Origin of the sequence: Stenotrophomonas sp. PUT21, from assembly GCF_052232875.1 — a bacterium.
Lineage (GTDB): Bacteria > Pseudomonadota > Gammaproteobacteria > Xanthomonadales > Xanthomonadaceae > Stenotrophomonas > Stenotrophomonas maltophilia_N.
Window position 1 is genome coordinate 1,487,262 of the sequence record NZ_CP197645.1, and the last position, 25,703, is coordinate 1,512,964.

Annotated in this window: 17 protein-coding genes and 1 pseudogene; 11 read left to right on the forward strand and 7 right to left on the reverse strand. The window is 66.5% G+C overall.

The genetic code is table 11. From position 1 onward, the window contains the following. Positions 1–94: 94 nt before the first annotated feature. From ACTT2I_RS07130 to ACTT2I_RS07140, 3 genes and pseudogenes are all read left to right on the forward strand, one after another. Positions 95–1,098, forward strand: a pseudogene (locus ACTT2I_RS07130) (glucokinase). A gap of 33 nt (positions 1,099–1,131) precedes the next feature. After that, positions 1,132–2,130, forward strand: a complete 999-nt coding sequence (locus ACTT2I_RS07135) for a N(4)-(beta-N-acetylglucosaminyl)-L-asparaginase (protein WP_421100398.1) — start codon at positions 1,132–1,134, stop codon at positions 2,128–2,130. Further along, positions 2,127–2,876: a copper homeostasis protein CutC gene (locus ACTT2I_RS07140; protein WP_421100397.1), complete on the forward strand. Its 750-nt coding sequence runs from the start codon at positions 2,127–2,129 to the stop codon at positions 2,874–2,876. Before ACTT2I_RS07135 ends, ACTT2I_RS07140 begins: the two co-directional genes overlap by 4 nt. 120 nt (positions 2,877–2,996) lie before the next feature. Here the strand turns inward: ACTT2I_RS07140 and ACTT2I_RS07145 are convergent, their stop codons facing one another. Then, positions 2,997–6,083, reverse strand: coding sequence for a TonB-dependent receptor (locus ACTT2I_RS07145; protein ID WP_421100396.1), 3,087 nt, complete (start codon positions 6,081–6,083; stop codon positions 2,997–2,999). Between the two features lie 568 nt (positions 6,084–6,651). Here ACTT2I_RS07145 and ACTT2I_RS07150 point away from each other — a divergent pair. From ACTT2I_RS07150 to ACTT2I_RS07175, 6 genes are all read left to right on the forward strand, one after another. Then, positions 6,652–9,138 carry a GH92 family glycosyl hydrolase gene (locus ACTT2I_RS07150; protein WP_443096819.1) on the forward strand — a complete coding sequence of 829 codons (2,487 nt, stop codon included), beginning with the start codon at positions 6,652–6,654 and terminating at the stop codon, positions 9,136–9,138. Between the two features lie 118 nt (positions 9,139–9,256). Continuing rightward, positions 9,257–10,300, forward strand: a complete 1,044-nt coding sequence (locus ACTT2I_RS07155) for a LacI family DNA-binding transcriptional regulator (protein WP_019182992.1) — start codon at positions 9,257–9,259, stop codon at positions 10,298–10,300. A gap of 44 nt (positions 10,301–10,344) precedes the next feature. Continuing rightward, positions 10,345–11,655 carry an L-fucose:H+ symporter permease gene (gene fucP, locus ACTT2I_RS07160; protein WP_293982920.1) on the forward strand — a complete coding sequence of 437 codons (1,311 nt, stop codon included), beginning with the start codon at positions 10,345–10,347 and terminating at the stop codon, positions 11,653–11,655. 7 nt (positions 11,656–11,662) lie between these two features. Further along, on the forward strand, positions 11,663–12,658 hold the full coding sequence (locus ACTT2I_RS07165) for a carbohydrate kinase family protein (protein ID WP_421100394.1): 996 nt from the start codon (positions 11,663–11,665) through the stop codon (positions 12,656–12,658). Then, positions 12,655–13,848 (forward strand): AGE family epimerase/isomerase, encoded by a 1,194-nt coding sequence (locus tag ACTT2I_RS07170; protein ID WP_421100393.1) that lies wholly within the window; start codon positions 12,655–12,657, stop codon positions 13,846–13,848. The genes ACTT2I_RS07165 and ACTT2I_RS07170 overlap by 4 nt, the downstream gene beginning before the upstream one ends. Positions 13,849–13,935: 87 nt before the next feature. After that, on the forward strand, positions 13,936–16,581 hold the full coding sequence (locus ACTT2I_RS07175) for a beta-mannosidase (RefSeq protein ID WP_421100392.1): 2,646 nt from the start codon (positions 13,936–13,938) through the stop codon (positions 16,579–16,581). A 142-nt stretch (positions 16,582–16,723) separates the two neighbouring features. Here ACTT2I_RS07175 and mtnC read toward each other — a convergent pair whose 3' ends face one another. From mtnC to ACTT2I_RS07200, 5 genes are all read right to left on the reverse strand, one after another. Next, entirely contained in the window at positions 16,724–17,422 is a 699-nt protein-coding gene (gene mtnC / locus ACTT2I_RS07180; protein WP_421100391.1) for an acireductone synthase, read from the reverse strand. Positions 17,423–17,425: 3 nt separating this feature from the next. Next, positions 17,426–17,989 carry a 1,2-dihydroxy-3-keto-5-methylthiopentene dioxygenase gene (locus ACTT2I_RS07185; RefSeq protein ID WP_088434977.1) on the reverse strand — a complete coding sequence of 188 codons (564 nt, stop codon included), beginning with the start codon at positions 17,987–17,989 and terminating at the stop codon, positions 17,426–17,428. Positions 17,990–18,106: 117 nt separating this feature from the next. Further along, on the reverse strand, positions 18,107–18,748 hold the full coding sequence (locus ACTT2I_RS07190; protein ID WP_421100390.1) for a methylthioribulose 1-phosphate dehydratase: 642 nt from the start codon (positions 18,746–18,748) through the stop codon (positions 18,107–18,109). Positions 18,749–19,050: 302 nt separating this feature from the next. Next, positions 19,051–20,478: an amino acid permease gene (locus ACTT2I_RS07195; RefSeq protein WP_421100389.1), complete on the reverse strand. Its 1,428-nt coding sequence runs from the start codon at positions 20,476–20,478 to the stop codon at positions 19,051–19,053. A gap of 68 nt (positions 20,479–20,546) precedes the next feature. Then, positions 20,547–22,025 (reverse strand): amino acid permease, encoded by a 1,479-nt coding sequence (locus tag ACTT2I_RS07200; RefSeq protein ID WP_088434979.1) that lies wholly within the window; start codon positions 22,023–22,025, stop codon positions 20,547–20,549. A 161-nt stretch (positions 22,026–22,186) separates the two neighbouring features. Here ACTT2I_RS07200 and ACTT2I_RS07205 point away from each other — a divergent pair, with 161 nt between their 5' ends. Continuing rightward, positions 22,187–22,792 carry an NUDIX hydrolase gene (locus ACTT2I_RS07205; RefSeq protein WP_421100434.1) on the forward strand — a complete coding sequence of 202 codons (606 nt, stop codon included), beginning with the start codon at positions 22,187–22,189 and terminating at the stop codon, positions 22,790–22,792. Between the two features lie 42 nt (positions 22,793–22,834). Here the strand turns inward: ACTT2I_RS07205 and serA are convergent, their stop codons facing one another. Further along, positions 22,835–24,076 carry a phosphoglycerate dehydrogenase gene (gene serA, locus ACTT2I_RS07210; RefSeq protein ID WP_443096820.1) on the reverse strand — a complete coding sequence of 414 codons (1,242 nt, stop codon included), beginning with the start codon at positions 24,074–24,076 and terminating at the stop codon, positions 22,835–22,837. 218 nt (positions 24,077–24,294) lie between these two features. Here serA and ACTT2I_RS07215 point away from each other — a divergent pair, with 218 nt between their 5' ends. Further along, positions 24,295–25,683 carry an FAD-binding oxidoreductase gene (locus tag ACTT2I_RS07215; protein ID WP_421100387.1) on the forward strand — a complete coding sequence of 463 codons (1,389 nt, stop codon included), beginning with the start codon at positions 24,295–24,297 and terminating at the stop codon, positions 25,681–25,683. Positions 25,684–25,703: the final 20 nt, after the last annotated feature.

Here is a 25,703-nt window from a genome sequence, read left to right on the forward strand (position 1 = left end):
TTCCCCCGGCGATGCCTGAGAATCGCCGGGATTCAATCGATTCAACCAAGGCAAGCGAGTGAGCGCAGCGGCACCGGTTCCGGCTCAACCTGATGTGGCGCCGACCGCGGTCCACCGGGATTCCCCTCCTGACACGCTGATCGTGGCCGATGTCGGCGGTACTTTCGCCCGCGTCGCGCTGGCCACCGTGCGCGCTGGTGCAGCGCCACAGCTCAGCGGCCTGCAGCGCTATGCCTGCGCCGAGCACCCGAGTCTGGCGGCGATCCTGGCCGGGTTCATCGCCACGCTGCCGGCAGCGCCGGATACCGCCGTGGTTGCCATCGCCGGCCTGCTGGACGGCGACCATCTGGTCAACACCAATCTGCCGTGGCCGGTCTCGGTCGCGCAGACCCGTCACGAGTCGGGGCTGGCTTCGTTGGCGCTGATCAACGATTTCGAAGCGGTTGCCTATGCGATTCCGCACGTGGCGCCGGAGACCCTGGTGGCCCTCAACGGTGATCCGGATGCAGGCCCGCGCTGGCCGGCGCTGGTGCTTGGGCCGGGCACCGGGCTGGGTGCGGCGCTGCGCTTTGAAGGTGGCGAGCGGCCGGTGCTGGCCAGCGAGGCCGGCCATGCCGCGTTGAATGCCTGCAACGCGCTGGAACTGGAGGTGCTCTCGCGCCTGCTGCAGCGCTGGGACCACGTGGACAACGAGCGCGTGCTGTCCGGTGGCGGCCTGATGAACCTGTATCCCTGCCTGTGCGATATCCGTGGCGTCACCCCGCACTGGACCAGCACCGAGGCCCTGATCGCCGCCGCGCACGAGGGCGTGGATCCGGTGGCGGTGGAAACGCTGGAGGTGTTCTGCGCCTGGCTGGGCAGCCTGGCGGGCGATCTGGCCACGACCTTCGGGGCGCGCTCGGTGTATCTGGCGGGCGCGGCATTTCCACCCGGGTGGATCGCTTCCTGCGTGATGGCCGTTTCCGCGCGCGCTTCCTGGCCAAGGGCGTGATGCACGACGTGCTGCGCCAGGTGCCGATCTGGCGCGTGGACCACGGTGAGCTCGGCGTTCTCGGCGCGGCGGTATGGCATGCGGAGCACCGCTGTATCGTCGTGTAATTCCTTCCTTGACCGTTCGCTGGAGACGTACCCATGACTGACCGCAGGCGATTTCTCCAGGCCAGTGCCCTGGCCGCGGGCGCCCTGGCGCTGCCCACATTGCAGGCACGTGCAGCCTCCGGTGCGCGCGTAGTGTCCACCTGGGATTTCGGCGTGGGGGCCAACCAGGTGGCGTGGAAAACCCTGGCGACCGGCGGCTCGGCGCTCGATGCGGTGGAGGCCGGCGCGCGCTGGGCCGAGAGCGACCTGTGCAATCCCACGGTGGGGCGCTGCGGCAACCCGGACCGCGACGGCGTGCTGAGCCTGGATGCCAGCATCATGGACGGCGATGGCCGCTGTGGTTCGGTGGCGGCGCTGAGCGATATCGCGCACCCGGTTTCGGTGGCACGGCGGGTGATGGAACAGACGCCGCACGTGATGCTGGTCGGCGAGGGCGCGCAGCAGTTCGCGGTGCAACAGGGTTTTGAACGCAGGAAGCTGCTCACCCCGGAAGCCGAGAAGGCGTGGCGCGAGTGGCTCAAGACCGGGCAGTACACCCCCGAGATCAATGCCGAGCGGCGCAGCCGCCCGGGCGACAGCAGCAACCACGATACCCTGGGCATGCTCGCCATTGATGCCCAAGGGCGTCTGGCCGGCGCCTGCACGACCAGTGGCATGGCCTGGAAGATGCACGGCCGCGTCGGCGACAGCCCGATCATCGGGGCGGGACTGTACGTGGACAACGAGGTCGGCGCCGCCACCGCTTCGGGCGTCGGTGAGGAAATGATCCGCAACGCAGCCTCCTTCCTGGTGGTCGAGCTGATGCGTCAGGGGCGTTCGCCGGCCGAGGCCTGCCGCGAGGCGATCGCGCGGGTGGTGCGCAAGCGCCCCGAGGCGAGCAAGACCCTGCAGGTCTGTTTCCTCGCCTTGAACAAGCACGGTGAGGTCGGCGCGTATGCGCTGCATCGCGGCTTCGTCTACGCGGTCTGCGAAAAGGACCGGCAGGACGATCTGCGTGATTCCGCGTCGGTGTACACGAGCGAGCAGACGTGAGCGCGCCGCACCGGCTGCTGGAGATCGCCTCGAACTCGGTGGCCTCCGCGCTGGCCGCCCAGCAGGGGGGCGCGGACCGGATCGAACTGTTCGACAACCTCGCCGAGGGCGGCACGACCCCGTCGCAGGGCAGCATCGCGGTCGCCCGCGATCGCCTTCGGATTCCCCTGTTCGTGCTGATCCGGCCGCGGCCCGGCGATTTCCTCTACACCTCGCTCGAGGCCGAGATCATGCTGCGCGACATCGCGTACTGTCGTGCACTCGGCTGCGATGGCGTGGTGATCGGCGCCTTGGATGCCGACGGTGGCATCGACATGCCGCTGTGCCGGGAACTGGTATCCGCAGCGGGCCCGCTCGGCATCACCTTCCACCGCGCCTTCGATGCCGCGTGTGATCTGCCAGCAGCGCTGGAGCAGATCGTGACGCTGGGCTGTCAGCGCATCCTGAGTTCGGGCGGGCAGGCCAGTGCACTGGCCGGTGCCGACGTCCTGGCCGCACTGGTGGCGCAGGCGGGTGATCGGATCGCACTGATGGCGGGTGCGGGCATCACTGCCGCCAACGTCGTGGACGTGGCCGAGCGCAGTGGGTGCGTTGAACTGCACGCCTCCGCGAAGACGACGCAGTCCTCGGCGATGCGTCACCACAATCCCGCGTTGACCGGGCTGTCGCCGGACTGGACCGTCACCGACGCGGCGCAGGTCAGCGCACTGCGCGCGGCGCTGAAAAACAGGGACGGAGGTAGTTAATCCGTGACTCACGACCGGAATTAATTACCCCGTCCCCATTAAAAAAAACGGCAGCCGCCTGTACGAGCGCAGCTGCCGTGGAGGACCGGTGCCCCGCCCTAAGGCGGGGGCGGGTGGGGCTTAGAACTTCCAGTTCACGCCGAAGTACAGCTGGCGGCCGGTGTAGGTGTTGGACACCAGGCGGGCCTTGGTGTCGTTGCCCAGATGGATGCGCTGCTCGGACTTGGTCGCGTTCAGCACCGAGGCGGTGAAGGTCAACGCTTCGGTGAAGTTGTAGGCCACGTTGAGATCCAGCTGGTCGTACGGTTCGGAGTACTGGCTCATGCCGTTGACCGGACCGCCCACGACTTCACCGCGGCGGTTGTACGACGCGCGTGCCAGGAACTTCTCGTTCTCATAGAACAGGGTGACGTTGGCCTGGTTCTTGGCACTGCCCACCAGCGGCGAGGAACCAATCTCTTCGCCATCCAGCACGATGGCGGCCAGGTTGGTGTCGTTGTAGGTGTAGTTGGCCTGGATGCCGAAGCCCATGTCGAAGGTGTACTGACCGTACAGCTCCACACCCTGGGAAACGCCATCACGGCCGTTGGCCTGGGTTTCGTACTTCTGCACCGTGACCGTTTCGCCACCGACATTCATCTGCTGGTCGCGGACCACCGGGACCGTGAAGTTGTCCACGTTCTTGCGGAACAGGCCCAGGCCCGCCACCGCGCCCGGCTTGAAGTACCACTCCAGGCTGACATCGAACTGGGTCGCTTCGAACGGCTCCAGGTTCTTGTTGCTGCCATAACCGTACCAGCCGGGCGTGTCGGTACCACCGGCGACACGACGGTCGTTGCTGTACTCCTCGCTGATGTAGTTCAGCGCACCCGGCGCGGCGATGCTGGTGTAGCTCGGGCGTGCGATGACCTTGGAGGCCGCACCACGCAGCACCAGCGTGTCGGTGATGTCCCAGGCGATGTTGAAGCTCGGCAGGAAGTCCGTATAGGTCTTGTCCATCGAGGTGAACGCGTAGGTCTTCTCGCGGGCCAGGCCATCCGGCAGGCGCACGAAACCGCTCTGGCACACATAACCGGTGTTGGAGGCGATCAGCGGCGCGGCGGCAGGATCGTTGCAACCCATCGGCGAACCGGCCGCGTTGTCCTGGAAGTAGTCGTTGAACTTCTCGACCGAGTCACTGGATTCGGCGAACTGCTTGGTCCGGACCACGCGCACGCCGACGTTGCCGCGCACGCGCTCGGTACGGAAGTTGGCCTGGAAGTAGCCCGAGTAGATCTTCTCGTTGACGTTGTAGACGAAGTCCTCTTCCTTGCGGCTGTGCGACCCGCCGTACTTCTCGTTGAGGTAGTTGATGTAGGCCGGGTAGTTGATGCCCGGGAACACGTTGGCGTTGAAGCCGCCGGCGATGTTGCTGATCGGGTTGGACAGGAAGAAGCCCGGCTGGGCGACACCGGCGGTGGCATCGCAACCGGCCTGGTAACGGTTGTTGTCGTAGTCGGCCGGATCCTTGCCTTGGCACACCCAGTAAGTGTTGCCGGTATTACGGTGCACATCACCGTCTCGGTACTTGGCGCCGAACTGGATCGAGTCCAGCCAGCCGGTTTCGAAGAGCTTGGTGAAGTCGGCCTGGAAGTAGTTCTGCTTGACCTCGGTCTGCATCCACGACGAACCGGTCGAGCCAGTGTCGATCTCGGCGATGCCAGCCATCAGCTGGTCCTGCAGGTTCGGCGAGAAGGTCGCGCTCGGCGTACCGGTCAGGTCCCAGGCGCTGTACGTATTGCCCGACTGCCACACCCCGTCGACCTGGCGGCGCGGCTTGGCGGACATGCCGAAGTTCATCGACGGGCCACCTTCGGACCAGGTGCGGCCACCGGTGAAGGAGGCCTTCCACAACGGGCTGATATCCCACTCGACGGTCAGGTCGCCGGTCTGCGAGAGCGCCTTTTCCTTGCTGTAGGTACCGGTCAGCTGCGGGGTGGGGATGGTGCAGTCGTCCGGACCCCAGCCGCCCGGCGCCATGCCGGCGGCAGCGGCCTGTTCTTCGCTGCAGTAATACGTCTTGCCGGCCAGCTTTTCGTACTGCGCGCCGGTCACGATGCTGCCGGAGGGATCGAAGTTCAGCCCGTTAAGCAGGCGGCCGCCGTCCCAGTTGCCGTCGCCGTTGAAGCGGGCGAGGTTCCATTCCGGGATCTTCAGCATGTTCTGGGTGTAATTGCCTTCCAGCTCGAAGCGGAAGTAGTTCGCGGTCAGCGTCAGGTTGTCGGTCGGCTTGAACTGGAACGTCAACTGGCCACCGGTGCGCTCGCGCTTTTCTTCCTTCACGGCGAAGTTCACCGAGGTCGGCATGAAGAATTCGCTGTAGTTGCGCCCGCTCTGGTCATTGAAGCCGGACTGGCCCCACCAGTAGTGGATACCATCCTGCAGCTGCGGATTGCCGTACGCATCCACCGCGTCGGTACCGTTGCCGTACCACTGGTAGTCCTCCGTGCTCGCCTGCATGGTGCGGCTGGTGCGGGTCTGCTTGGTGGCGCCGACCAGCACGCCGAGGCGCTCGTCCTTGCTGTGCCAGGAATACAGCGCCGATGCCTGCGGATCCACATCGTGGCTGGTATCGGAGGAAGTGCCTTCCAGGTTCACGTAGCCGGAGTTGGCTTCCATGTCGAGCGGGCGACGGGTGTGCAGGATCACCGTGCCACCGATGCCGCCTTCATCCAGGCGCGCCTCGGGCGATTTGAACAGCTCGGCGCTGGAGAGCATGTTGGCCGGCAACAGCGTGTAGTTGAACGAACGGGTGGCCTCGTTGTTGGTTTCCGAGGTGGCCACGTAATTGCCATTCAACTGGGTCAGGGTCAGGTCCGGGGCCAGGCCGCGGACACTGACGGTCTTGCCTTCGCCGCCACTGCGCTCGATCACCACGCCGGGCACACGCTGCAGCGCGTCGGCCACGTTCTTGTCGGGGAACTTGCCCACATCTTCGGCGGTGATCACTTCCACCACGGCATTGGCGTCGCGCTTCTGCTGCAGGCTCTTTTCGATGGCGTAGCGGTAGCCGGTGACGGTCACGCTGTCGAGCGTGGTCGCATCCGGGGTGCCGGTGGCGGGGGTCGCTTGTTGCGCGAAGGCGCTGGCCGGCACGAAGGCCGCGGCCAACGCGCTGGCAATGGCCGCGGACAACGTAACGCGGCGGTGCATGCGTGACATCTTCATTCCACTCTCTCCCTCTCCTGGATTGAAACGGTGGCGATACGAATTCTTTGAATCGATCTAATATTTGAAGCCAAATTTCTCGATCGTCGAGTTGCCTGGCGCGTCCCGCATGCATCGCGTGGGGCAGTCCCCCGGCTCCCCACTTCCGGCAATCGTGACCGTTTTAAGTTGGATCGATCTAAACGATTGGCGGGGGATTTTTAGCACGACCGCGCGAGGGACGCATGCTGCTCCGCAATATGGACACGGAGCGTGCTTTCGCTTGACCCCGGCCGATGCCGCGACGTTGCTGGGTCCGGGGCTTTGGCCCGGTATACCGGGCGATGGGGCGCAGTGTCGAGCGTCGAACCCGGGGGCCGCCCGGCACTGCGCAGCCTCGGGCAGCGGGGAGGGCTGGCGATGGGGCAGTGATGTTGCAGCGCAGAATGCATCGGTCGAAATTCCCGTGCTTTACTTAAATCGATCTAAATTCACCGGGGTGTGGATTGGGTCGCCCAGTCCAGGGAACCCGCGGCGCACGTCGCCACGGGTTCGCGCTCTCGCCACGTCCGCCAAGGAGTCCGTGTCCGTGACCCGTCTTTCTCACCGTCCTTCCGTTGTTCCTGCCGCCGGTGCCGTCCCGGCCCGCCGCCGCCCGCTCGCCGGCCTGGCCTGCCTGCTGGCGCTGAGCTGCGCGCCGCTGCTGCTGCAGGCCGCGCCGGCCGCGCTGGAGCGCGAGGTCAATACCTTCATCGGCAGCAAGGACGATGGCAATACGTTCCCGGGGGCCTCGGCCCCGTTCGGCCTGATCCAAGTCAGCCCGATCGGTGAGCATTACGCGGGCTGGCGCTACGACGATCCCAAGATCCGGGGTTTCGGCCATTCCTTCCTGTCCGGCGCGGGCTGCTGGGAGCAGGGCGGCCAGGTCTCGGTCCTGCCGGTGACCGGCAGCATCGGCCCGGGCGGTGACTTCAATACCGACGACGCCAAGAGCTTCGACCACAAGCGCTACGCCTCCGCCTATACCCATGAGGGCGAAGTCGGCCAGGCCGGCTACTACAAGGTGCGCCTGACCAACTACGGCGGCATCGATGCCGAGGCCACCGCACGCACCCGTGCCGCGGCCGAGCGCTACACCTTCGCCGCCGATGCGGGCACCGGCCATGTGCTGGTCAACCTGGGCCAGGCCAACGAGCGCCATTCGGTGATCGGCAGCGTGGTCGATGTGGTCGGCGACCGTGCCGTGGAAGGCAAGCTGGTCACCAAGAGCTTCTGCGGTGGCCATCAGTACACCACCTGGTTCCGCATCGAGTTCGACCGGCCGTTCAAGGCGTTTGGTACCTGGGGCGAGGGCGGTGGCCTGCCCGGCGCACGTCACGGCATGGAAGGCGAGCTCAAGCCGAGTGGCGCATGGCTCAGCTTCGATCTGGCCAAGGGCCGCGCAGTGACCGCGGTCAGCGCGATCTCCCACGTGGACGCCGAAGGCGCGCGTGCGAACCTGCGCAGCGATGGCATGCAGGGTGACCGCCTGCTTGGCTTCGATCAGATGCGGCAGATGGCGCAGCAGCAGTGGCGCAAGGAACTGGCGGCCGTGCGTGTGCAGGGCGGCAGCAATGACGACCGCACCGTGCTGTACACCGCGCTGTACCACGCGCTGCTGCAGCCACTGACCGGCAGCGATGCCGACGGTCGTTACCGTGGTTACGACGACAACATCCATCGCGCCGATGGCTGGACCTACTACGAGTACTTCTCGCTGTGGGATACCTATCGCGCGCAGAACCAGTGGCTGGCGCTGACCAAGCCGGAGGTCGCGCGCGACATCGGCCGCACGCTGCTGGCCATCGAGGAGCAGGGCGGTTGGCTGCCACGCTGGGGCTATGCCAACTTCGAAACCAACGTGATGACCGGCGACCCGGTGACGCCGTTCCTGGTCGACCTGTGGCGTTTCGGCGCGCTGGCCGGCCGCGAAGGCGAGGCGTACACCGCGCTGCGCAAGAGCGCGTTCGAGGTGCCGCCGATGAACTCCCGTCATGCGGGCCGTTCGGGCAACCCCAGCTACCTGGCCAACGGCTACGTGCAGTACGACCGTGCCTTCCCCTCCAAGGGCATGGACGTGGATCCGCACCACGGGGGCTCGGCAACGCTGGAGTACGCGCTGGCCGACTGCGCGCTGGCGCAGATGGCCGATGGCCTCGGTCATGCTGCCGATGCCGGCGTGCTGCGTGAGCGTGGCCGCAACTGGCACAAGGTGTGGGATCCGTCGGTGCGCGACGAAGACGGTGATTTCAACGGCTTCCCGCGGCCGCGCATGGAAGACGGCGCGTGGTACCTGCCGGCTGACGGCAAGTACAGCCCGCGTTCGCACCACGGCTTCCATGAAGGCACCGCGTGGCAGTACCAGTGGCTGGCGCAGCAGGACGTGCCGGGGCTGGTCCAGGCCATGCACGGCCGCGAGCAGACTGCCCGCCGCCTGGATACGTTCTTTGCCTACGACGCGCTGGTGGCGTCGCCGCTGACTGCCGCGCGCAAGGAATGGGTGGTCGGCCCCTACAGCTATTACAACCAGTACCGCTACAACCCCAACAACGAACCGGACCTGCACGCGCCGTGGATGTACACGCTGATCGGCCAGCCGTGGAAGACCGCCACCGTGGTGCGCGCCGCGCAGCAGTTGTTCACCAATGCGCCCAACGGCGTGACCGGCAACGATGACCTGGGCACGATGTCGGCCTGGTACCTGTTCAGTGCGCTGGGCCTGTACCCGGCCGTGCCGGGCAGCGGCGAGTTCCTGTTGCACACCCCGCGCTTCGCCCGCGCCGAGATCGATCTGGGCCAGGGCAGGACGCTCACGCTGAAGGCACCGGGCGCGGATGGCCGCCAGCTGCAGTACGTCCAGAAGGTCCAGGTCGATGGCCGCGCGCATGCGCCGGTGTGGCTGGACTGGGCGCAGCTGCAGCGCGGTGGCACCATCGCCTTCGCGCTGGGCAGCACCGCCCCGGAGAACGGCTGGGGCACGCAGGCAGAGGCGCTGCCGGCGTCCTTCTGCGCTACCCCCGGCGCGGTACTGGAATGAGCCACGCGCCGGCCCGCGCCGTGGCCAGCCCCCCGGGGCTGACCGTCGGCACGGGCGCGGACCGCTGGTCAATGCGATCGTTTAGGCTTGCACCTTGCTTGAGGAATTCGACGACCCGATGAAAGACAAGGCCACCCCCGCCGGCAAAGGCACGCGCGCGGTCACCGTGACCGACATCGCCGAAGCGATCGGCGTGTCGCGCGCGACCGTCTCGCTGGTGCTGCGCGGCAGCCCGCTGGTCAACGTCGACACCCGTGCCAAGGTGGAGGCCGAACTGCGCCGCCAGCGCTACGTGTACAACCGCGGCGCGGCCAATCTGCGTCGGCGCACATCGTCGAGCGTGGCCCTGGTGATCAACGACCTGTCCAACCCGTTCTTCGCCGAATTCGCCTCCGGGGTGGACGAAGCGCTGGGCGGGAAGGGCTTCGTGACCCTGCTCGGCAGCACGGGCGAATCGCCGGAGCGGCAGCAGGCGGTGCTGACCACGTTGATGGAGCACATGCCGGCCGGGTTGATCCTGTCGCCTGCCGAAGGCAGCGATGCCGGGCAGCTGCGCCAGGTGCTCGGTCATGCCAACGTACTGCTGTTCAACCGCGAACTGCCGGGCGCCGACTGGGACTTCCTGACCTTGGACAACCAGCAGGGTGCCTATCTGGCCACGCGTCATCTGATCGAACAGGGCCACCGCCGCATTGCGTTCTATGGTGGCCATGCGGTCTCCAGTTCCTGCCACCAGCGTCGCACCGGCTATGCGCAGGCATTGGTGGAAGCCGGCATGCCGGTGCAGCCGGAGTGGCTGATCGAAACCTCGCCCAGCCGCCTGGACGCGGCCGCGCGCACCGGCGAGCTGTTCGCGCTGGATGCCGTGCCGACCGCCGCGGTCTGCTACAACGACAGCGTCGCGCTGGGCCTGATGCTGGGCCTGGCCTCGCGTGGCGTGCAGCCGGGCCGCGATTTCGCGGTGACCGGTTTCGATGATATTTCCGAGGCGTCGGTGGCATCGCCGCCGCTGACCACGCTGACCGTCAACCCGCGCGAGCGCGGGCGACAGGCCGCCGAACTGCTGCTGCTGCGTCTGGATCATCCCGACGCCGCACCGGCCCGTACCGTTGCACCGGTCCAGCTCCGCGTTCGCGAGAGCAGCGGCGCGATGACCGTCTGATGGCTCCCCCAATCACCTGCTCGCGCACTGAGGCGCGTACCTGAATGCCCATCTCTCCAACGCCCCGTCTCCCGACCTCATCCTCCGCTGCGCCCGTGGTGAACACGCGCGTCGCGCTGGCCGTGGCGACCACCATCTTCTTCATGTGGGGCTTCCTCACCTGCCTCAACGACATCCTGATTCCGCATCTGAAGGCCGTGTTCGAACTGAACTACGCGCGCGCGATGCTGGTGCAGTTCACTTTCTTCGGCGCGTATTTCCTGATGTCGCTCCCGGCCGGTCGGCTGGTCGCTCACCTGGGCTACAAGAAGGGCATCGTGGCCGGGCTGGCGATTGCCGCGGTCGGTGCACTGGGCTTCTGGCCCGCGGCCGAACTGCGCGTGTATGAAGCCTTCCTGGGCGCCCTGTTCGTGCTGGCCACCGGCATCACCGTGCTGCAGGTGGCAGCCAACCCGTATGTGGCGCTGCTCGGGCCGGAACAGACGGCCTCCAGCCGCCTGACCCTGGCCCAGGCGCTGAACTCGCTGGGTACCGCGATCGCGCCAATCTTCGGCGGCCTGCTGATCCTGGGCAACACGGTCAAGAGTGCCGATGAAATCGGCGCGCTGCCGGCCGCCGAGCAGATCGCCTACCGCGTGCAGGAAGCGCAGTCGGTGCAGGGTCCGTACGTCGGCCTGGCGGTGGCGCTGTTCCTGCTGGCGGTGTTCGTCTATCTGTTCCGTCTGCCGGCGCTGACCGAGACCACCGAGCAGGCCGACACCAGCAAGCACACCCTGCTGGATGCGCTGCGCCATCGCCACGTGCTGTTCGGCGTGCTGGCGATCTTCTTCTACGTGGGTGCGGAAGTGTCGATCGGCAGCTTCCTGGTCAACTACCTGTCGCTGCCCAACATCGGCGGCTTCACTGAGAAGGAAGCCACCCATTACGTCTCGGCGTACTGGACGCTGGCGATGATCGGTCGTTTCGCCGGTTCGGCGATCATGACCCGGTTCTCGCCGCGCGTGCTGCTGACCCTGTTTGCGGGCATCAACGTGGCGCTGCTGGCGCTGACCATGCTCAGCCAGGGGCAGGTCGCGCTGTACTCGATCGTGGCGGTGGGCCTGTTCAATTCCATCATGTTCCCGACCATTTTCGCGCTGAGCATCGAACGCCTGGGCACGCTGACCAACAAGGCCTCCAGCCTGTTGATCATGGCCATCGTCGGCGGCGCGGTGGTGCCGTACCTGCAGGGCCTGCTGGCCGACCAGATCGGGCTGCATGAGTCCTTCATCCTGCCGCTGCTGTGCTACGGCTACATCATTTTCTACGGCCTGTCCGGTTCGCGCCCGGCCGTCGGATTCCGCCAGGGAGCTTGAGGCCACGATGTCCAAGATTGTTTGTTTCGGCGAGATTTTGATCGATCTACTAGCCCAGCCGCCGGCCACCCCGGACACCCCGCGTGCCTTCCTGCAATACGCCGGTGGCGCACCGGCCAACGTCGCTGTGGCCGCCGCGCGGCTCGGTGCGGACACCCATTTCGCCGGCATGCTCGGCCAGGACATGTTCGGTGACTTCCTCGCCGAGAGCCTGGCCAGTGCCGGCGTGGCAACCGACTGCATCGTGCGCACCGACGCGGCCAAGACCGCGCTGGCATTCGTTGCCCTGGATGCCAGCGGCGAGCGCAGCTTCAGCTTCTACCGCCCGCCGGCGGCCGATCTGCTGTTCCGCAGCGCGCACTTCCACCCGAACTGTTTTGAGGGCACGCGCAGCTTCCATGTGTGCTCCAACAGCCTGACCGAGGCCGAGATCGCCGAGGCCACGCTGGAGGGCATGCGCCGCGCGCGCCAGGCCGGTGCGATGGTCAGCCTCGACCTCAACCTGCGCCCCGCGCTGTGGCCGACCGGTGTCGATCCACTGCCGCGGTTGTGGGAAGCGCTGTCGCTGGCCGATCTGGTCAAGCTCTCGCGCGAAGAACTCGAGTATCTGGCGGCCTCGGTGCCGGGCGGTGACGCCGCCGTGGTCGAGCGCCTGCTCGCCGCGCAGGCGCAGGCGGTGGTGATCACCGACGGTGCCGCGCCGATCCGCTGGCATACCCGCCACACCCACGGCGTGCTCACCGGCTTCCGTGTCACGACGGTCGATTCCACCGCGGCCGGCGATGCCTTTGTCGGCGGCCTGCTGTTCGGCATCGGCGAGCGCGGCGGCGACGGGACGGGCTTCGCCGCGTTCTGCCAGGACCCGGCCGCGCTGGTGGAGGCGATCCGGTTCGGCGCGGCCGTCGGTGCCTTGGCGGTGACCCGCAAGGGCGCCTTCGCCGCGATGCCCAGCCTCCATGAAGTCCAGCAACTGCTGCAGCAACAACAGGATGACGCCGCATGACCACGCCGGTTCCGCCAACCCCCGACTTCCGCTCGCCTGCATTCCTGCGCGCCCACATCGCGCAGACGATGGCGTTCTACCAGCCCAATGAAATCGACCCCAAGGGCGGCTTCTTCCATTACTACCGTGACGACGGCAGCGTCTACGATGCCAGCCATCGGCATCTGGTCAGCAGCACCCGCTTCGTGTTCAACCATGCGATGGCCTACCGCGAGTTCGGCAAGCCGGACGATCTGGCTGCGGTCGAACACGGCATCCGCTACCTGCGCGAGGTGCATCGCAACCCGGCCACCGGCGGCTACGCCTGGACGCTGCGCGATGGGGTGGTCGAAGACGCGACCAACCACTGCTACGGCGTGGCGTTCGTGCTGCTCGCCTACAGCTGCGCGCTGAAGGCCGGCATCAACGAGGCACGCGGGTGGATGGACGAGACCTGGCAGTTGCTGGAAACGCGCTTCTGGGAACCGGCGTTCGGCCTTTACAAAGACGAAGCCGACGCCGACTGGGCCTTCAGCGATTACCGCGGCCAGAACGCCAACATGCACATGTGCGAAGCGATGCTGGCCGCGTTCGAGGCCAGTGGCGAGCAGCGCTATCTGGATCGCGCGCTGCTGCTGGCCGACCACATGACCCGCCGCCAGGCCGCGCAGGGGGATGGGCTGGTGTGGGAGCACTACGATCCGCAGTGGCAGATCGATTGGGCGTACAACCGCGACAACCCCAAGCACCTGTTCCGTCCGTGGGGCTTCCAGCCCGGGCATCAGACCGAATGGGCCAAGCTGCTGCTGATCCTGGACCGCCATGTACAGGCCGACTGGCTCGTGCCGACCGCGCGGCATCTGTTCGATGTGGCGGTGGCGCGCAGCTGGGACGCCGAGCGTGGCGGGCTGTACTACGGCTTCGCACCGGATGGCAGCGTCTGCGATGACGACAAGTACTTCTGGGTGCAGGCCGAATCGCTGGCGACCGCGGCGCTGCTTGCCAAGCGCACCGGCGAGGCCGTGTACTGGGAGTGGTACGACAAGCTGTGGGGCTACGCCTGGCAGCACATGATCGATCACCGCTACGGCGCCTGGTATCGCATCCTGGACGCGGACAACCGCAAGTACAGCGACGAGAAGAGCCCGGCCGGCAAGACCGATTACCACACCATGGGTGCGTGCCACGAAGTGCTCAACGTGGTGCGTTGAATCCAGTAGAGCCGACCGTTGGTCGGCTGCACCAACCCCGGTAGCGCCGACCGTTGGTCGGCTGCTCCCGCAGCCAGGCAGGTTCCCATGCGCGCGCACCGCCGTCTCCATGTCGTTGCACCGGCCTGCTGGCTGATGCTGGTCCTGCTGGCCGCCTGGGCGCTGCCCGTGGCAGCTGCCCCGTTGGCAGCGGAGTGGTCATTCCGCCTGCTGCCCGGTGACGCGCGCGGTGCCGCGCACCCTGGCCTGCAACAGTGGCGGCCGGCGCAGGTGCCTGGCGCCGTGCACACCGACCTGCTGGCGCAGGGGCAGATCCCCGATCCTTACGTCGGCGCGCCGGAGGCGGGCCTGCAGTGGATCGGTCTGGCGGACTGGGAATACCGTGCCCGGTTCGATGTGGACGCGCCGACGCTGGCGCGCGCGCATGCCGAGCTGGCGTTCGAAGGGTTGGATACGTTCGCGACGGTCACGCTCAATGGCCAGCCGCTGCTGAAGGCCGACAACAGCCATCGCACCTGGCGTGCGCGGGTGGACGGCAAGCTGCGGCCTGCCGGCAATGAGCTGCGTATCGTGCTGCGCTCGCCGATCCGCACGCTGCTGCCGGACGTGCAGGCGATGCCGCACAAGATCGCCGGCAATTACCCCTCACCGTATGGCGACGAGCCCAAAGACGCGATGGTCGGCAATTTCGTGCGCAAGCCGGGCTATCACTTCGGCTGGGATTGGGGCCCGCGTTACGTGACTGCCGGCATCTGGCGGCCAGTGCAACTGGAGAGCTGGGACGCTCAGCGGCTGACCGCGCTGGCCGTGCAGACGCAGGCGCTGGATGCGAGCCGGGCGGATCTGGAGATCGCCGTTGAGATCGAGAGTGCGGTGGTCGGCAGCGCCGCGATGCAGATCGAGGTGCTGGATCCGGACGGCGCGCGCGTGGCGCGCATCGACCGCACGGCGCTACTCAAGGCCGGTGACAACCGGATCGCCGTACCGGTCGCGCTGCAGCAGCCGCGTCGCTGGTGGCCGGTCGGGCAGGGTGAACAGGCGCGCTACACCGTGCGTGCCACCCTGGCCCCTGACACGTCCGGTGCGACGCACATCGAGCAGCGCACCGGCCTGCGCACGGTCGAGCTGCGCCGTGAGGTGGACCGCAACGGCGGGCAGGGCTTCGCGTTCGTGATCAACGGTGTGCCGATCTTCGCCAAGGGCGCCAACGTGATTCCGTTCGATATGTTCCCGGCCCGCGTGGATGCGGCGCGGATCCGGCGCGAGCTGACCGCGGCGCGCGATGCCAACATGAACATGCTGCGCAACTGGGGTGGCGGCTACTACGAAGACGACGTGTTCTTCGACATCGCCGACGAACTCGGCCTGCTGGTCTGGCAGGACTTCATGTTCGGCGGCGGCATGCAGCCCGGCTACGATCCGGCTTTCCGCGCGAACGTGGTCGCCGAGGCGCGCGACAACGTGCGGCGCCTGCGTCATCACCCCAGCGTGGTGCTGTGGTGTGGCAACAATGAAGAAGAGACCGCGTGGAAGGACTGGGGCCACGGGCTTGACCTGACCGCCGCCGATCCCGCGTTCGCCGCGAAGGTCTGGCAGGGCTATGTGGATCTGTTCGGCAATGACCTGCGCCAGGTAGTGGCCGAGGAGGGCCTGGGCGTGCCGTACTGGTCGAGCTCGCCGAGCAACGACCTGGACGAGAAGGCCAACGATTCCACCCGCGGCGACAAGCACTACTGGCAGGTGTGGGGCAATCCGGCCCTGCCGGTCACCGCGTACCTGCACGAAACGCCGCGCTTCATGTCCGAGTACGGGCTGCAGGCCTGGCCGGTGCTGCGCACGCTGGACGGCATCATTCCGGACGCCGAACAGCAGGTGGACAGCCCGACGGTGCGCGCGCACCAGAAATTCATGGCAGGCGAGGGCAACCAGCGCCTGCTCAAGTACATCGAGGAGGAGTACGGCACGCCGCGCGACTTCCCGGCGTTCGTGTACCTGAGCCAGGTCATGCAGGCCGATGGCATCCAGCTCGCCGCCCTGCATCATCGCGCCTCACGGCCGTACACGATGGGCTCGCTGTACTGGCAGCTCAACGATGTGTGGCCGGGCGCGTCGTGGTCCAGCATCGACTACGCCGGCCGCTGGAAAGCGCTGCACTTCCACGCCAGACGCTTCTTCGCCGATCAGGCCGTGGCGGCCCTACGCGACGAAGGCGTGACCCGGGTGAGCCTGCTCAATGATCGTCAGCAGGGCCTGCAGGCGACTTGGCGGCTGCGCGTGCTCGATCTCGATGGCACCCGGCGCGGTGAGCAGCGCCACACCGTCGCACTGCCACCGCTGTCCGCGCTGGAGGTGGGGCGTTTTGCCGATGCGGACCTGCTGAAGGGGGCCGACCCCACGCGGACCGTGGCGGTGGTCGAGCTGTTCGATGGCGCCACGCTGTTGTCGCAACAGGTGGTGTATTTCGTCCCGGCCAAGGCGTTGGCGCTGTCACCTGCGAGGATCGATGCCGAGCTGCGCGCGGACGGCGACGGCTATGTGTTGACGCTGCGCTCGTCCATGCTGGTGCGTGCGCTGTGGGTCGCCTTCGATAGCGTGGATGCCACCTTGGACGACAACGCGCTGGAGCTGGTGCCGGGCGAGACGGTCACCATCCGCCTGCGCAGTGAGGCGGACCTGGACACGCTGCGTGATGCGCTGCGCTTCACCTCGCTTGCGGATGCGAAGGCAAGGTAACGCGACGGGCGACCGGCATGGCGTCAGCCGATGGGGGTAGAGGCGACCGGTAGAGCCGACTGTTAGTCGGCTGCTTTTCTTCGATCGGCATGGCATTAGCCGACTAACAGTCGGCTCTACCGGTCGGGTTTACCCATCGGTTCTACAGCGTGATCTGCTGGAAATTCTCGACGCGGTCGTGGCCGTGGGTGGCTTCACCACTGCGCGGCAGCGGGTAATCGTCCAAGCGGTCGATCAGGCGCGTCTGCAGGCCCGCCTCGCGCGCGGCATCCAGCTCTTCCACCACATCGGACAGGAACAGGATCTGCCCGGCCGGCACGCCGATCGCCTCGACGATGTGACGGTAGCTGTCCGCCTCACGCTTGCCACCGACCTCGGTGTCGAACCAGCCCGAGACCAGCCCGGTCAGGTCACCGGCCTCGCTGAAGCCGAAGAACAGCTTCTGCGACGGCACGGACCCGGAGGAATACACGTACAGCGGCTTGCCCTCGGCATGCCAGCCCTTCAGGACGGCGGCCACTTCCGGATAGAAGTGCGCCTTGTAGTCACCGTTGCGGTAGCCGCTTTCCCAGATCATGCCCTGCAAGGCCTTGAGCGCGGTGTGCTTGCGGTCCTGGTCGATCCAGCCCTGCAACGTCTCCACGACCAGGCTGTCCTGGCAGGCGCCACCGATCTCCACTGCCACCGCGTCCAGCCAGCGCCGCACCTGCGGCTGATGGCCGTGTGCCGCGACGAACGCCGGCAATGCCTTGCGCGCATACGGGAACAGCACGTTCTTGACGAACGAAATGCTGCTGGTGGTGCCCTCGATATCGGTGAGGATGACGGTCGGTTGCGGCATGGATCAGTCGGCCTGGTGCTGTGCGGGGTGGTAACGCGGGAAGGTCTGGGCGATGTCGCTGCCGGTGAAATGGCCGACCCAGCCATCCGGCTCGGTGAAGAAGCGGATCGCCACGAAACTCGGCTCCTCGCCCATGTCGAACCAATGGGTGATGCCATCGGGCACGGCGATCAGATCGTTCTTGACGCACTCGATCTCGTAGACCTTGCCATCCACGTGCAGGGTGAACAGCCCCGAGCCGGCGACGAAGAAACGGACCTCATCTTCCTTGTGGAAGTGCTCATCCAGGAACTTCTTGCGCAGTTCGGCGCGGTTGGGGTTGTCCGGCGCGATCGAGGCGACGTCCACGCTCTTGAAGCCGTGCGTGGCGACCAGGCGGTCGATATCGGTCCTGTAGGCAGCGAACACCTCGTCCTGGCTGGCGCCCGGCGCGACCTCATGGGCCGCCTGCCAGCGCTCGAAGGTGACGCCGATCGGGGTCAGTTCGGCAGCGATCGCCTCGCCATCCCGGCTGTCGAACAGCGGGACATCCGGAGCGGTGTCATCAAATATGCGGAGTCGGCTCATGGCGGCGGCATCGAGGCGAAGAGGGAAAGGAAAGGGTACCAGTGCGGCGCCGGGGTGGGGGCGACGCACTGATGCCGATGCGCGGAATACAGATTCTCTTCAGGAATCTGAGCGCGATCAGCCGCGCAGCTTGCGCAGCTCCAGCTCACAGTGCAGCAGGAATTCGAAGGCTTCCATGTGGCGCCGCGCTTCGGCCATGGTGCGGCCCCAGGCATACAGGCCGTGGCCGTCGATCAGGTAGCCCCACAGCGGCTGGGTGTCTAGCAGGGCATCGACCTGGGCCGAGAGCACATCCATGTCCTGGGTGTTGGCGAACACCGGCACATCCACCGCCATCTCGTGGGTGCTGTTGCCGTGGAAGGCCTTGAGCAGTTCGTAGCCTTCCAGGCGGATATGGCCCTGCGGCGCATACAGCCGCGAGGCGATGGTCTGCACCGGCGAATGGGTGTGCAGGACGCAGCCGATCTCCCGGAAGCGGCGATACAGCTGGGTGTGCAGCAACGTCTCGGCAGACGGGCGAAGCGGGCGACCGACGGCCTTGCCGTCGAAATCGACCACCATGATGTCGTCCTCCACCAGCCGGCCCTTGTCCTTGCCGGACACGGTGATCGCGGCATGGCGGTCATCCAGGCGGTGGGAGAAGTTGCTGCTGGTGGCCGGGGTCCAGCCGGCATGGGCCAGCTCACGGACGTTGTCGATCAGCAGCTGGGCCAGCTCGCTCAGGCGCGCGGTGTCGTACGGGAAGGTGGGGGTGCTCATGCCGGTCATTTTAGCTAGGTCAAACGCTAAAAGCAGGTTCTATAGCCGAAGCTGAAGCTGAAGCTGAAGCCGAACCGGATGCCGAAGGCCGGGCGTTTTGCGTTGCATTTGACGTGGGCACCGTCACCCGCACGCTGTCAGAGGCGGGGTGGTGTGGGTTGGCGGGGGTATGAGCCGCAGGGATGCGGCGACATAAGCCTCCAGGGATGGATTCACGGCGTCCCCCGCGAACCCACACCGCCCCGCCAAACCGACCGCAACAGCACAGCCGAGGCTTCGGCTCTTGATCTGGGGCGTAGACCTTACTTCCCGCGCAACCGGCTATGGCGATACCCATAACCGAAGTAGATCGCGAAACCGCCCAGCGTCCAGAAGCCCATCAGCATCCAGTTGTGGGCCGTCATCGCCGTCAACAGCGCAACGCAGCTCAGCACGCCCAAGGTACAGATCAACCAGGCCATCGGCATCCGGAACGGACGCGGCAGGTCCGGCTGAGTGCGGCGCAGGATCAGCACGCCTGCGCAGACCGCCGCGAACGCGATCAGCGTCCCCATCGAGGTCAGCTCGCCCAGCACATCCAGCGGGAACACCGCCGCCAGCAGCGCGATGCCGATGCCCGTGATCACCGTATTGATGTGCGGCGTGCGGTACTTCGGGTGGATTTTGGTGAACAACGGCGGCAGCAGCCCGTCGCGGCCCATGATCATGAAGATGCGCGGCTGCGCGATCACCATCACCAGCACCACCGAGGACAGCCCGATCAGCGCGCCGATCTCCACGACCACGCGCAACCAGCCCAGCTGCGGATGCGCCGCCACCGCGGTCACCACCGGCTCATCCGTGCCCAGCAGCTGGTACGGCACCAGGCCGGTCATCACCGCCGCCATGGCGATGTACAGCACCGTGCAGATCACCAGCGAGAGCAGCATGCCGATCGGCATGTCGCGCTGCGGCTTGTGCGATTCCTGCGCGGCCACTGACACTGCTTCGAAACCGATGTAGGCGAAGAACACCATCGCCGCACCGCGCAGCACGCCATCGAAGCCGTACTTGCCCGGGCCTTCGTTGTCCGGAATGAACGGGGTCCAGTTGGCCGGGTCCACGTACTTCCAGCCGATCACGATCACCAGCACGATCAGCGCGGTCTTGAGCACCACCATCGCCATGTTCATGGCCGAGGATTTGCTGATGCCCACGTAGCACAGCCAGGTCAGCAGCAGCACCAGCACGGCGGCCGGGATATTGGCGATGGCACCGGTCGGGCGCAGCTGGCCATCCAGCGGCGCACTCACCAGGGCCGCCGGTAGATGGATGTCGAAGTGGCTGAGCAGGCTCAGGAAATAACCGGTCCAGCTGACCGCCACGGCCGAGGCGGAGACGCCATATTCCAGCACCAGCATCCAGCCGATGAACCAGGCCGAGAGCTCGCCGAACGTGGCGTAGGTATAGGTGTAGGCGCTGCCGGAGACCGGCACCATCGCCGCGAACTCGGCGTAGGCCATCGCGCAGAACGCGCAGCAGATCGCGGCCAGCACGAACGACAGCATGATCGCCGGGCCGGCGTGGTTGGCCGCCGCCTGGCCGGTGATCACGAAGATGCCGCCGCCGATCACCGCGCCGATGCCCAGCGCGGTCAGGCCCCAGGGGCCGAGGGTACGGCGCAGGCTCAGGCCGTTGGCGTCTTCATGGGCGGCGTGCGGATGCTTGGTGGCCCACAGTTGCTTGAACATGGTTTGGATTTCTTCTCAGGCGCGACATATCAAACGACCGGGCCGGCACTGGGCCGGCCCGGCAGCACTCAGGCGTTGTTCTTGTTCAGCTTGCTGTGGCGGATGCCGTAGCCGAAGTAGATGCACAGGCCCAGCAGGGTCCAGGCCACGAACAGGTGCCAATGCACCACGAACGCCTGGTAGAACAGGAACAGGCAGGCCAGCGCCCCCAGCGGGCAGATCACCCACACCAGCGGCACGCGGAACGGACGCTCCAGTTCCGGGCGCGTGTAGCGCAGGATCAGTACGCCAATGCAAACCGTGGCGAAGGCGAGCAGGGTGCCCATCGAAACGAGTTCGCCGAGCACGTTCAGCGGCACCGTGCCGGCCAGGGTGGCGGCGATGGCACCGACCACGATCGTGCTCCAGTACGGGGTCCGGAAGCGCTTGTGCACCTTGCCGAAGATCTTCGGCAGCAGGCCGTCGCGGGAGATCGTGTAGGCGATGCGGGTCTGGCCCATCATCATCACCAGCACCACCGAGGAGAGGCCGGCGATCGCGCCGATTTCCACCGCGGTCTTCAGCCAGGACAGGGTCGGGTAAGGCTCCAGCGCGGTGGCGACCGGCTTGTCGGTGCCCAGCAGGTGGTACGGCATCATGCCGGTCAGCACGGCGCAGACGATGATGTAGACGATGGTGCACACGGCCAGCGAGCCGAGCAGGCCGATCGGCATGTTGCGCTGCGGGTCCTTGGTTTCACCGGCGGCGGTGGAGACCGCATCGAAACCGATGTAGGCGAAGAACACGATGGTCGCCGCACGGAACACGCCGCTCCAGCCGAACTCGCCGGACACGCCGGTGTTCTCCGGAATGAACGGGGTCCAGTTGGCCGGGTCCAGATGCGCGGCACCGAAGCCGATGAACAGACAGATCACGGTGACCTTGATGGCCACGATGATCGCGTTGACGAAGGCCGACTGGGTCACACCGACGTACAGCAGGCCCGAGACGGCCGCCACGATCAGCACTGCCGGCAGGTTGAACAGCTTGCCCGAGGCGACGAACTCGTGGCCGGTCCATGCGATCGGCGCGGCGCTGAGCGCATCGGGGAACGGCATGTTCAGCGTGGTGGTGATGAAGCTGATCAGGTATGCCGACCAGCCCACTGCGACCGAGGCCGAGGCGAACAGGTATTCCAGCACCAGGCACCAGCCGATGAACCAGGCCATGCCTTCGCCGAGGGTGGCGTACGAATAGGAATAGGCGCTGCCGGAGACCGGCATCATCGCCGCGAACTCGGCGTAGCACAGGCCGGCCAGTGCACAGGCGAAGCCGGCGAACACGAACGACAGCATCACCGCCGGGCCGGCATGGTTTGCCGCCGCCTGGCCAGTGAGCACGAAGATACCGGCACCGATCACCGCACCGATGCCGAGCAGGATGAGGTGTTTCGCTGTGAGGGTCCGTTTCAGTGTGGGCTCGCCGTCCAGGCTGCCTTCGATGGGCTCGCCGGCATCGACGTGCGGTGCCGGTGCGACCGGTTTGACCCTCAACAGAGACTTCAGCATGCAGTGCTTCCCTAAATGAACAAAGGTGAGGCGCGCGGTACATTGCCGCACGCCCTGATGGCGACTGGGCGCCCCAGCGGTGCGGGGCCCGCTGTACCTTAGCCAAAGCTGAAGCCGCTGTACAAGCACAAATGCAGCGTGGCCGAGCGATAATCGGCCAAATCCGCACGATGCCTGCACCTGCCATGTCGCTGAACCCCGAATCCGTTGCCATTCCTGACGCCGCCCTGCGCAGTCAGCTTGACGCTTATACCCACCGGCACCCCGAGCACGCGGCGTTGGCTGACGAATTCAGCACATTGCTGGACGATCCCGAAAATCCGTTCCTGCGCGAGCGTCTGGCCGGTCACTTCACCGGCAGCGCGTGGCTGGTGAGTGCCGACGGGCAACGCGTCCTGCTGACCCACCACCGCAAGCTGGACCGCTGGTTGCAGCTGGGCGGCCACGCCGATGGCGAGCGCGATCTGGCCCAGGTGGCGCTGAAGGAGGCCGAGGAGGAATCCGGGTTGACCGCGCTGGTGCTGGAGGATGGCGAGCTGTTCGACATCGACAAGCACTGGATCCCGGAACGCAGGGACGTACCGGGGCATTGGCACTACGACGCGCGTTACGTGGTGCGGGCGCTGGGCAGCGAGCAGTTCGCGATCAGCGAAGAATCGCTGGCCCTGGCCTGGCGCGATATCCGTGACGTGGCCAACGCGGCGATCGAGACCCCGGACGGGGATGATTCGCTGCCGCGTATGGCCAAACGCTGGCTGGCGCGTTGATTCAACCGGGACGGGGGTAATTATTAATTACCCCCGTCCCCATTAATACAGCACGCGGGTGCGCAGGGTGCCGGGGATCGCCGCCAGCTCCTCGCGGACCGCGCCGGCCTGGGCTTCGCTGGCGGTGATGTCGATCACCACGTAGCCGACCTTGGGGTCGGTGCGCAGGAACTGGCCGTCGATGTTGACGTTGTGGCGCGAGAAGATCTCGTTGACCTTGGAGAGCACGCCCGGCACGTTCTGGTGGATGTGCAGCAGGCGCAGGCTCTCGGCGTGTTCGGGCAGGGTCACCTCCGGGAAATTGACCGCCGACAGGGTGCTGCCGTTGTCGCTGTAGCGCACCAGCTTGGCCGCCACTTCCACGCCGATGTTGTCCTGCGCTTCCAGCGTGCTGCCGCCCACGTGCGGGGTCAGGATCACGTTGTCGTGCGCGGTCAGCGGCGAGACGAAGGCATCGCCATTGCCCTTGGGCTCGACCGGGAACACATCCAGCGCGGCGCCGCCGAGGTGCCCCGAGCGCAGCGCCGCATCCAGCGCGTCGATGTCGACGACGGTGCCACGCGCGGCGTTGATCAGGTGCGCGCCGGGGCGCATCCGGGCCAGTTCGGCGGCACCGATCATCCACTGCGTGGCGGGGGTCTCGGGCACATGCACGGTCACGATGTCCGCACGCGCCAGCAGGTCGTCCAGGCTGATCGCCGCACGGGCATTGCCCAGCGACAGCTTTGTTTCCACATCGTGGAAGATGACCTGCATGCCCATCGCCTCGGCCATCACGCCGACCTGGGTGCCGATATGGCCGTAGCCGATGATGCCCAGCGTCTTGCCGCGCACTTCATGGCTGCCGGCGGCCGATTTTGACCAGCCACCGCGATGGCATTCGGCGTTCTTCTGCGGGATGCCGCGGGTCAGCATGATCGCCTCGGCGATCACCAGCTCGGCCACGCTGCGGGTGTTGGAGTAGGGCGCGTTGAACACCGGGATGCCGGCCAGTTCCGCCGCCTCCAGGTCCACCTGGTTGGTGCCGATGCAGAAACAGCCGACCGCCATCAGGCGCTTGGCGTTGGCCAGCACCTCCGCGCTGAGCTGGGTGCGCGAGCGGATGCCGACGATGTGGGCCTCGGCGATGCGCGCCTTCAGCTCGTCTTCGGGCAGCGCCTTGCTGTGCAGTTCGATCTGCGAATAGCCGGCCGCGGTGAACACGTCGATCGCGGTCTGGCTGACCCCCTCGAGCAACAGTACGCGGATATCCTGCTTCGGGAACGAGGTCTTTTTCGGCGACATGGGCGGCGTGCGGCGTGTGGCGGCGGGAGCCCTCAACTATGCCAGAAGCCGGGCGCGATGGTGCGGTGCGCCAATCGCTCGCGAAACGGTTTCAGATGCACCTATTCTGAGCGCGAGGGCAGGGCAGCCACAGGCCCGGCCACCTGGGGCCCCGCTGCTGGACGCGGCGGGGAGTGGCTGGCAGGCTTGCGGGCTCCCCCGGCACCGCCAGACGCCCCATGACCGATCCGCGCCTTGATTCGCTCCTGCACGACTGCCCCCGGCTGCGCCTGACGACCGATCCGGCCGATCTGGAGCACTACGGCCGCGACTGGACCCGGCGCTGGAGCCCGGCACCGCTGGCGATCGCCTTGCCCAGCACGGTCGACGAGGTGCAGGCGACCCTGCGCTGGGCCACTGCCCAAGGCGTGGCCGTGGTGCCCTCCGGTGGTCGTACCGGGTTGTCCGGCGGCGCGGTGGCAGCCCATGGTGAGCTGGTGCTCAGTCTTGAGCGGATGAACAAGACGCTGGCGTTCGATGCCGTCGACCGCACCCTGACCGTGCAGGCGGGCATGCCACTGGAGGCGGTGCACAACGCCGCGCTCGAACACGGGCTGATCTACCCGGTGGATTTCGCCGCGCGCGGCTCGTGCTCGATCGGCGGCAACATCGCCACCAATGCAGGCGGCATCCGCGTGATCCGCTACGGCAATACGCGCGAGTGGATCGCCGGGCTGAAGGTGGTGACCATGGCCGGTGAGCTGGTCGAGCTCAACAAAGGCCTGATCAAGAATTCCAGCGGCTACGACTTCCGCCAGCTGCTGATCGGTTCGGAAGGCACGCTTGGCGTGATCGTCGAAGCCACATTGAAGCTCACCGATCCGCCCCCGGCCAGCAACGTGATGCTGCTCGCGCTGCCCTCGTTCGAGGTGCTGATGCAGGTGTTCGCGGCCTTCCGCGAGCGGCTGCAGCTGCAGGCCTTCGAATTCTTCACCGACCGCGCGCTCGAACATGTGCTGGCACATGGCGCGCAGGCGCCATTCGACGACGTCCACCCGTATTACGTGGTGACCGAATTCGCGGCCGGCGATGAGGCGCAGGAAGCGGCCGCGATGGCCGCGTTCGAAGACTGCATGGAACATGGCTGGGTCAGCGATGGCGTGGTCAGCCAGAGCGATGCACAGGCGGCGCAGCTGTGGCGCCTGCGCGAGGGCATCACTGAAGCGGTGGCGCGCTACAAGCCCTACAAGAACGATGTCTCGGTGCGCATCTCGGCGATGCCGGCCTTCCTCGCCGAAACCCAGGCGTTGATCGGGCACGCGTACCCGCAGTTCGATGTGGTCTGGTTCGGCCATATCGGCGACGGCAACCTGCATATCAACGTGCTCAAGCCCGACGATACCGCCGATACCGAGTTCCTCACTCAGTGCGAGCACGTCACCAAACTGCTCGCCGGTGTGCTGAGCCGTTTCGATGGCAGCATCTCGGCCGAACACGGTATCGGCCTGGTCAAGAAGGGGTACCTGGACAGCACGCGCAGTGCACCGGAAATCGCGCTGATGAAGGCGGTCAAACGAGCGTTTGATCCCCAAGCGCTGCTGAATCCCGGCAAGGTGTTCGATCTCTGAGGCAAGACAGGATTTCACGC

What these genes read in the sequence shown, in the direction of transcription:
- ACTT2I_RS07135 (WP_421100398.1), top strand. Translation starts at nt 1,132, where the DNA reads ATGACTGACCGCAGGCGATTTCTCCAGGCCAGTGCCCTGGCCGCGGGC.
- ACTT2I_RS07145 (WP_421100396.1), bottom strand. Translation starts at nt 6,083, where the DNA reads ATGAAGATGTCACGCATGCACCGCCGCGTTACGTTGTCCGCGGCCATT.
- ACTT2I_RS07155 (WP_019182992.1), top strand. Translation starts at nt 9,257, where the DNA reads ATGAAAGACAAGGCCACCCCCGCCGGCAAAGGCACGCGCGCGGTCACC.
- fucP (WP_293982920.1), top strand. Translation starts at nt 10,345, where the DNA reads ATGCCCATCTCTCCAACGCCCCGTCTCCCGACCTCATCCTCCGCTGCG.
- ACTT2I_RS07165 (WP_421100394.1), top strand. Translation starts at nt 11,663, where the DNA reads ATGTCCAAGATTGTTTGTTTCGGCGAGATTTTGATCGATCTACTAGCC.
- ACTT2I_RS07170 (WP_421100393.1), top strand. Translation starts at nt 12,655, where the DNA reads ATGACCACGCCGGTTCCGCCAACCCCCGACTTCCGCTCGCCTGCATTC.
- ACTT2I_RS07175 (WP_421100392.1), top strand. Translation starts at nt 13,936, where the DNA reads ATGCGCGCGCACCGCCGTCTCCATGTCGTTGCACCGGCCTGCTGGCTG.
- mtnC (WP_421100391.1), bottom strand. Translation starts at nt 17,422, where the DNA reads ATGCCGCAACCGACCGTCATCCTCACCGATATCGAGGGCACCACCAGC.
- ACTT2I_RS07185 (WP_088434977.1), bottom strand. Translation starts at nt 17,989, where the DNA reads ATGAGCCGACTCCGCATATTTGATGACACCGCTCCGGATGTCCCGCTG.
- ACTT2I_RS07190 (WP_421100390.1), bottom strand. Translation starts at nt 18,748, where the DNA reads ATGAGCACCCCCACCTTCCCGTACGACACCGCGCGCCTGAGCGAGCTG.
- ACTT2I_RS07195 (WP_421100389.1), bottom strand. Translation starts at nt 20,478, where the DNA reads ATGTTCAAGCAACTGTGGGCCACCAAGCATCCGCACGCCGCCCATGAA.
- ACTT2I_RS07200 (WP_088434979.1), bottom strand. Translation starts at nt 22,025, where the DNA reads ATGCTGAAGTCTCTGTTGAGGGTCAAACCGGTCGCACCGGCACCGCAC.
- serA (WP_443096820.1), bottom strand. Translation starts at nt 24,076, where the DNA reads ATGTCGCCGAAAAAGACCTCGTTCCCGAAGCAGGATATCCGCGTACTG.
- ACTT2I_RS07215 (WP_421100387.1), top strand. Translation starts at nt 24,295, where the DNA reads ATGACCGATCCGCGCCTTGATTCGCTCCTGCACGACTGCCCCCGGCTG.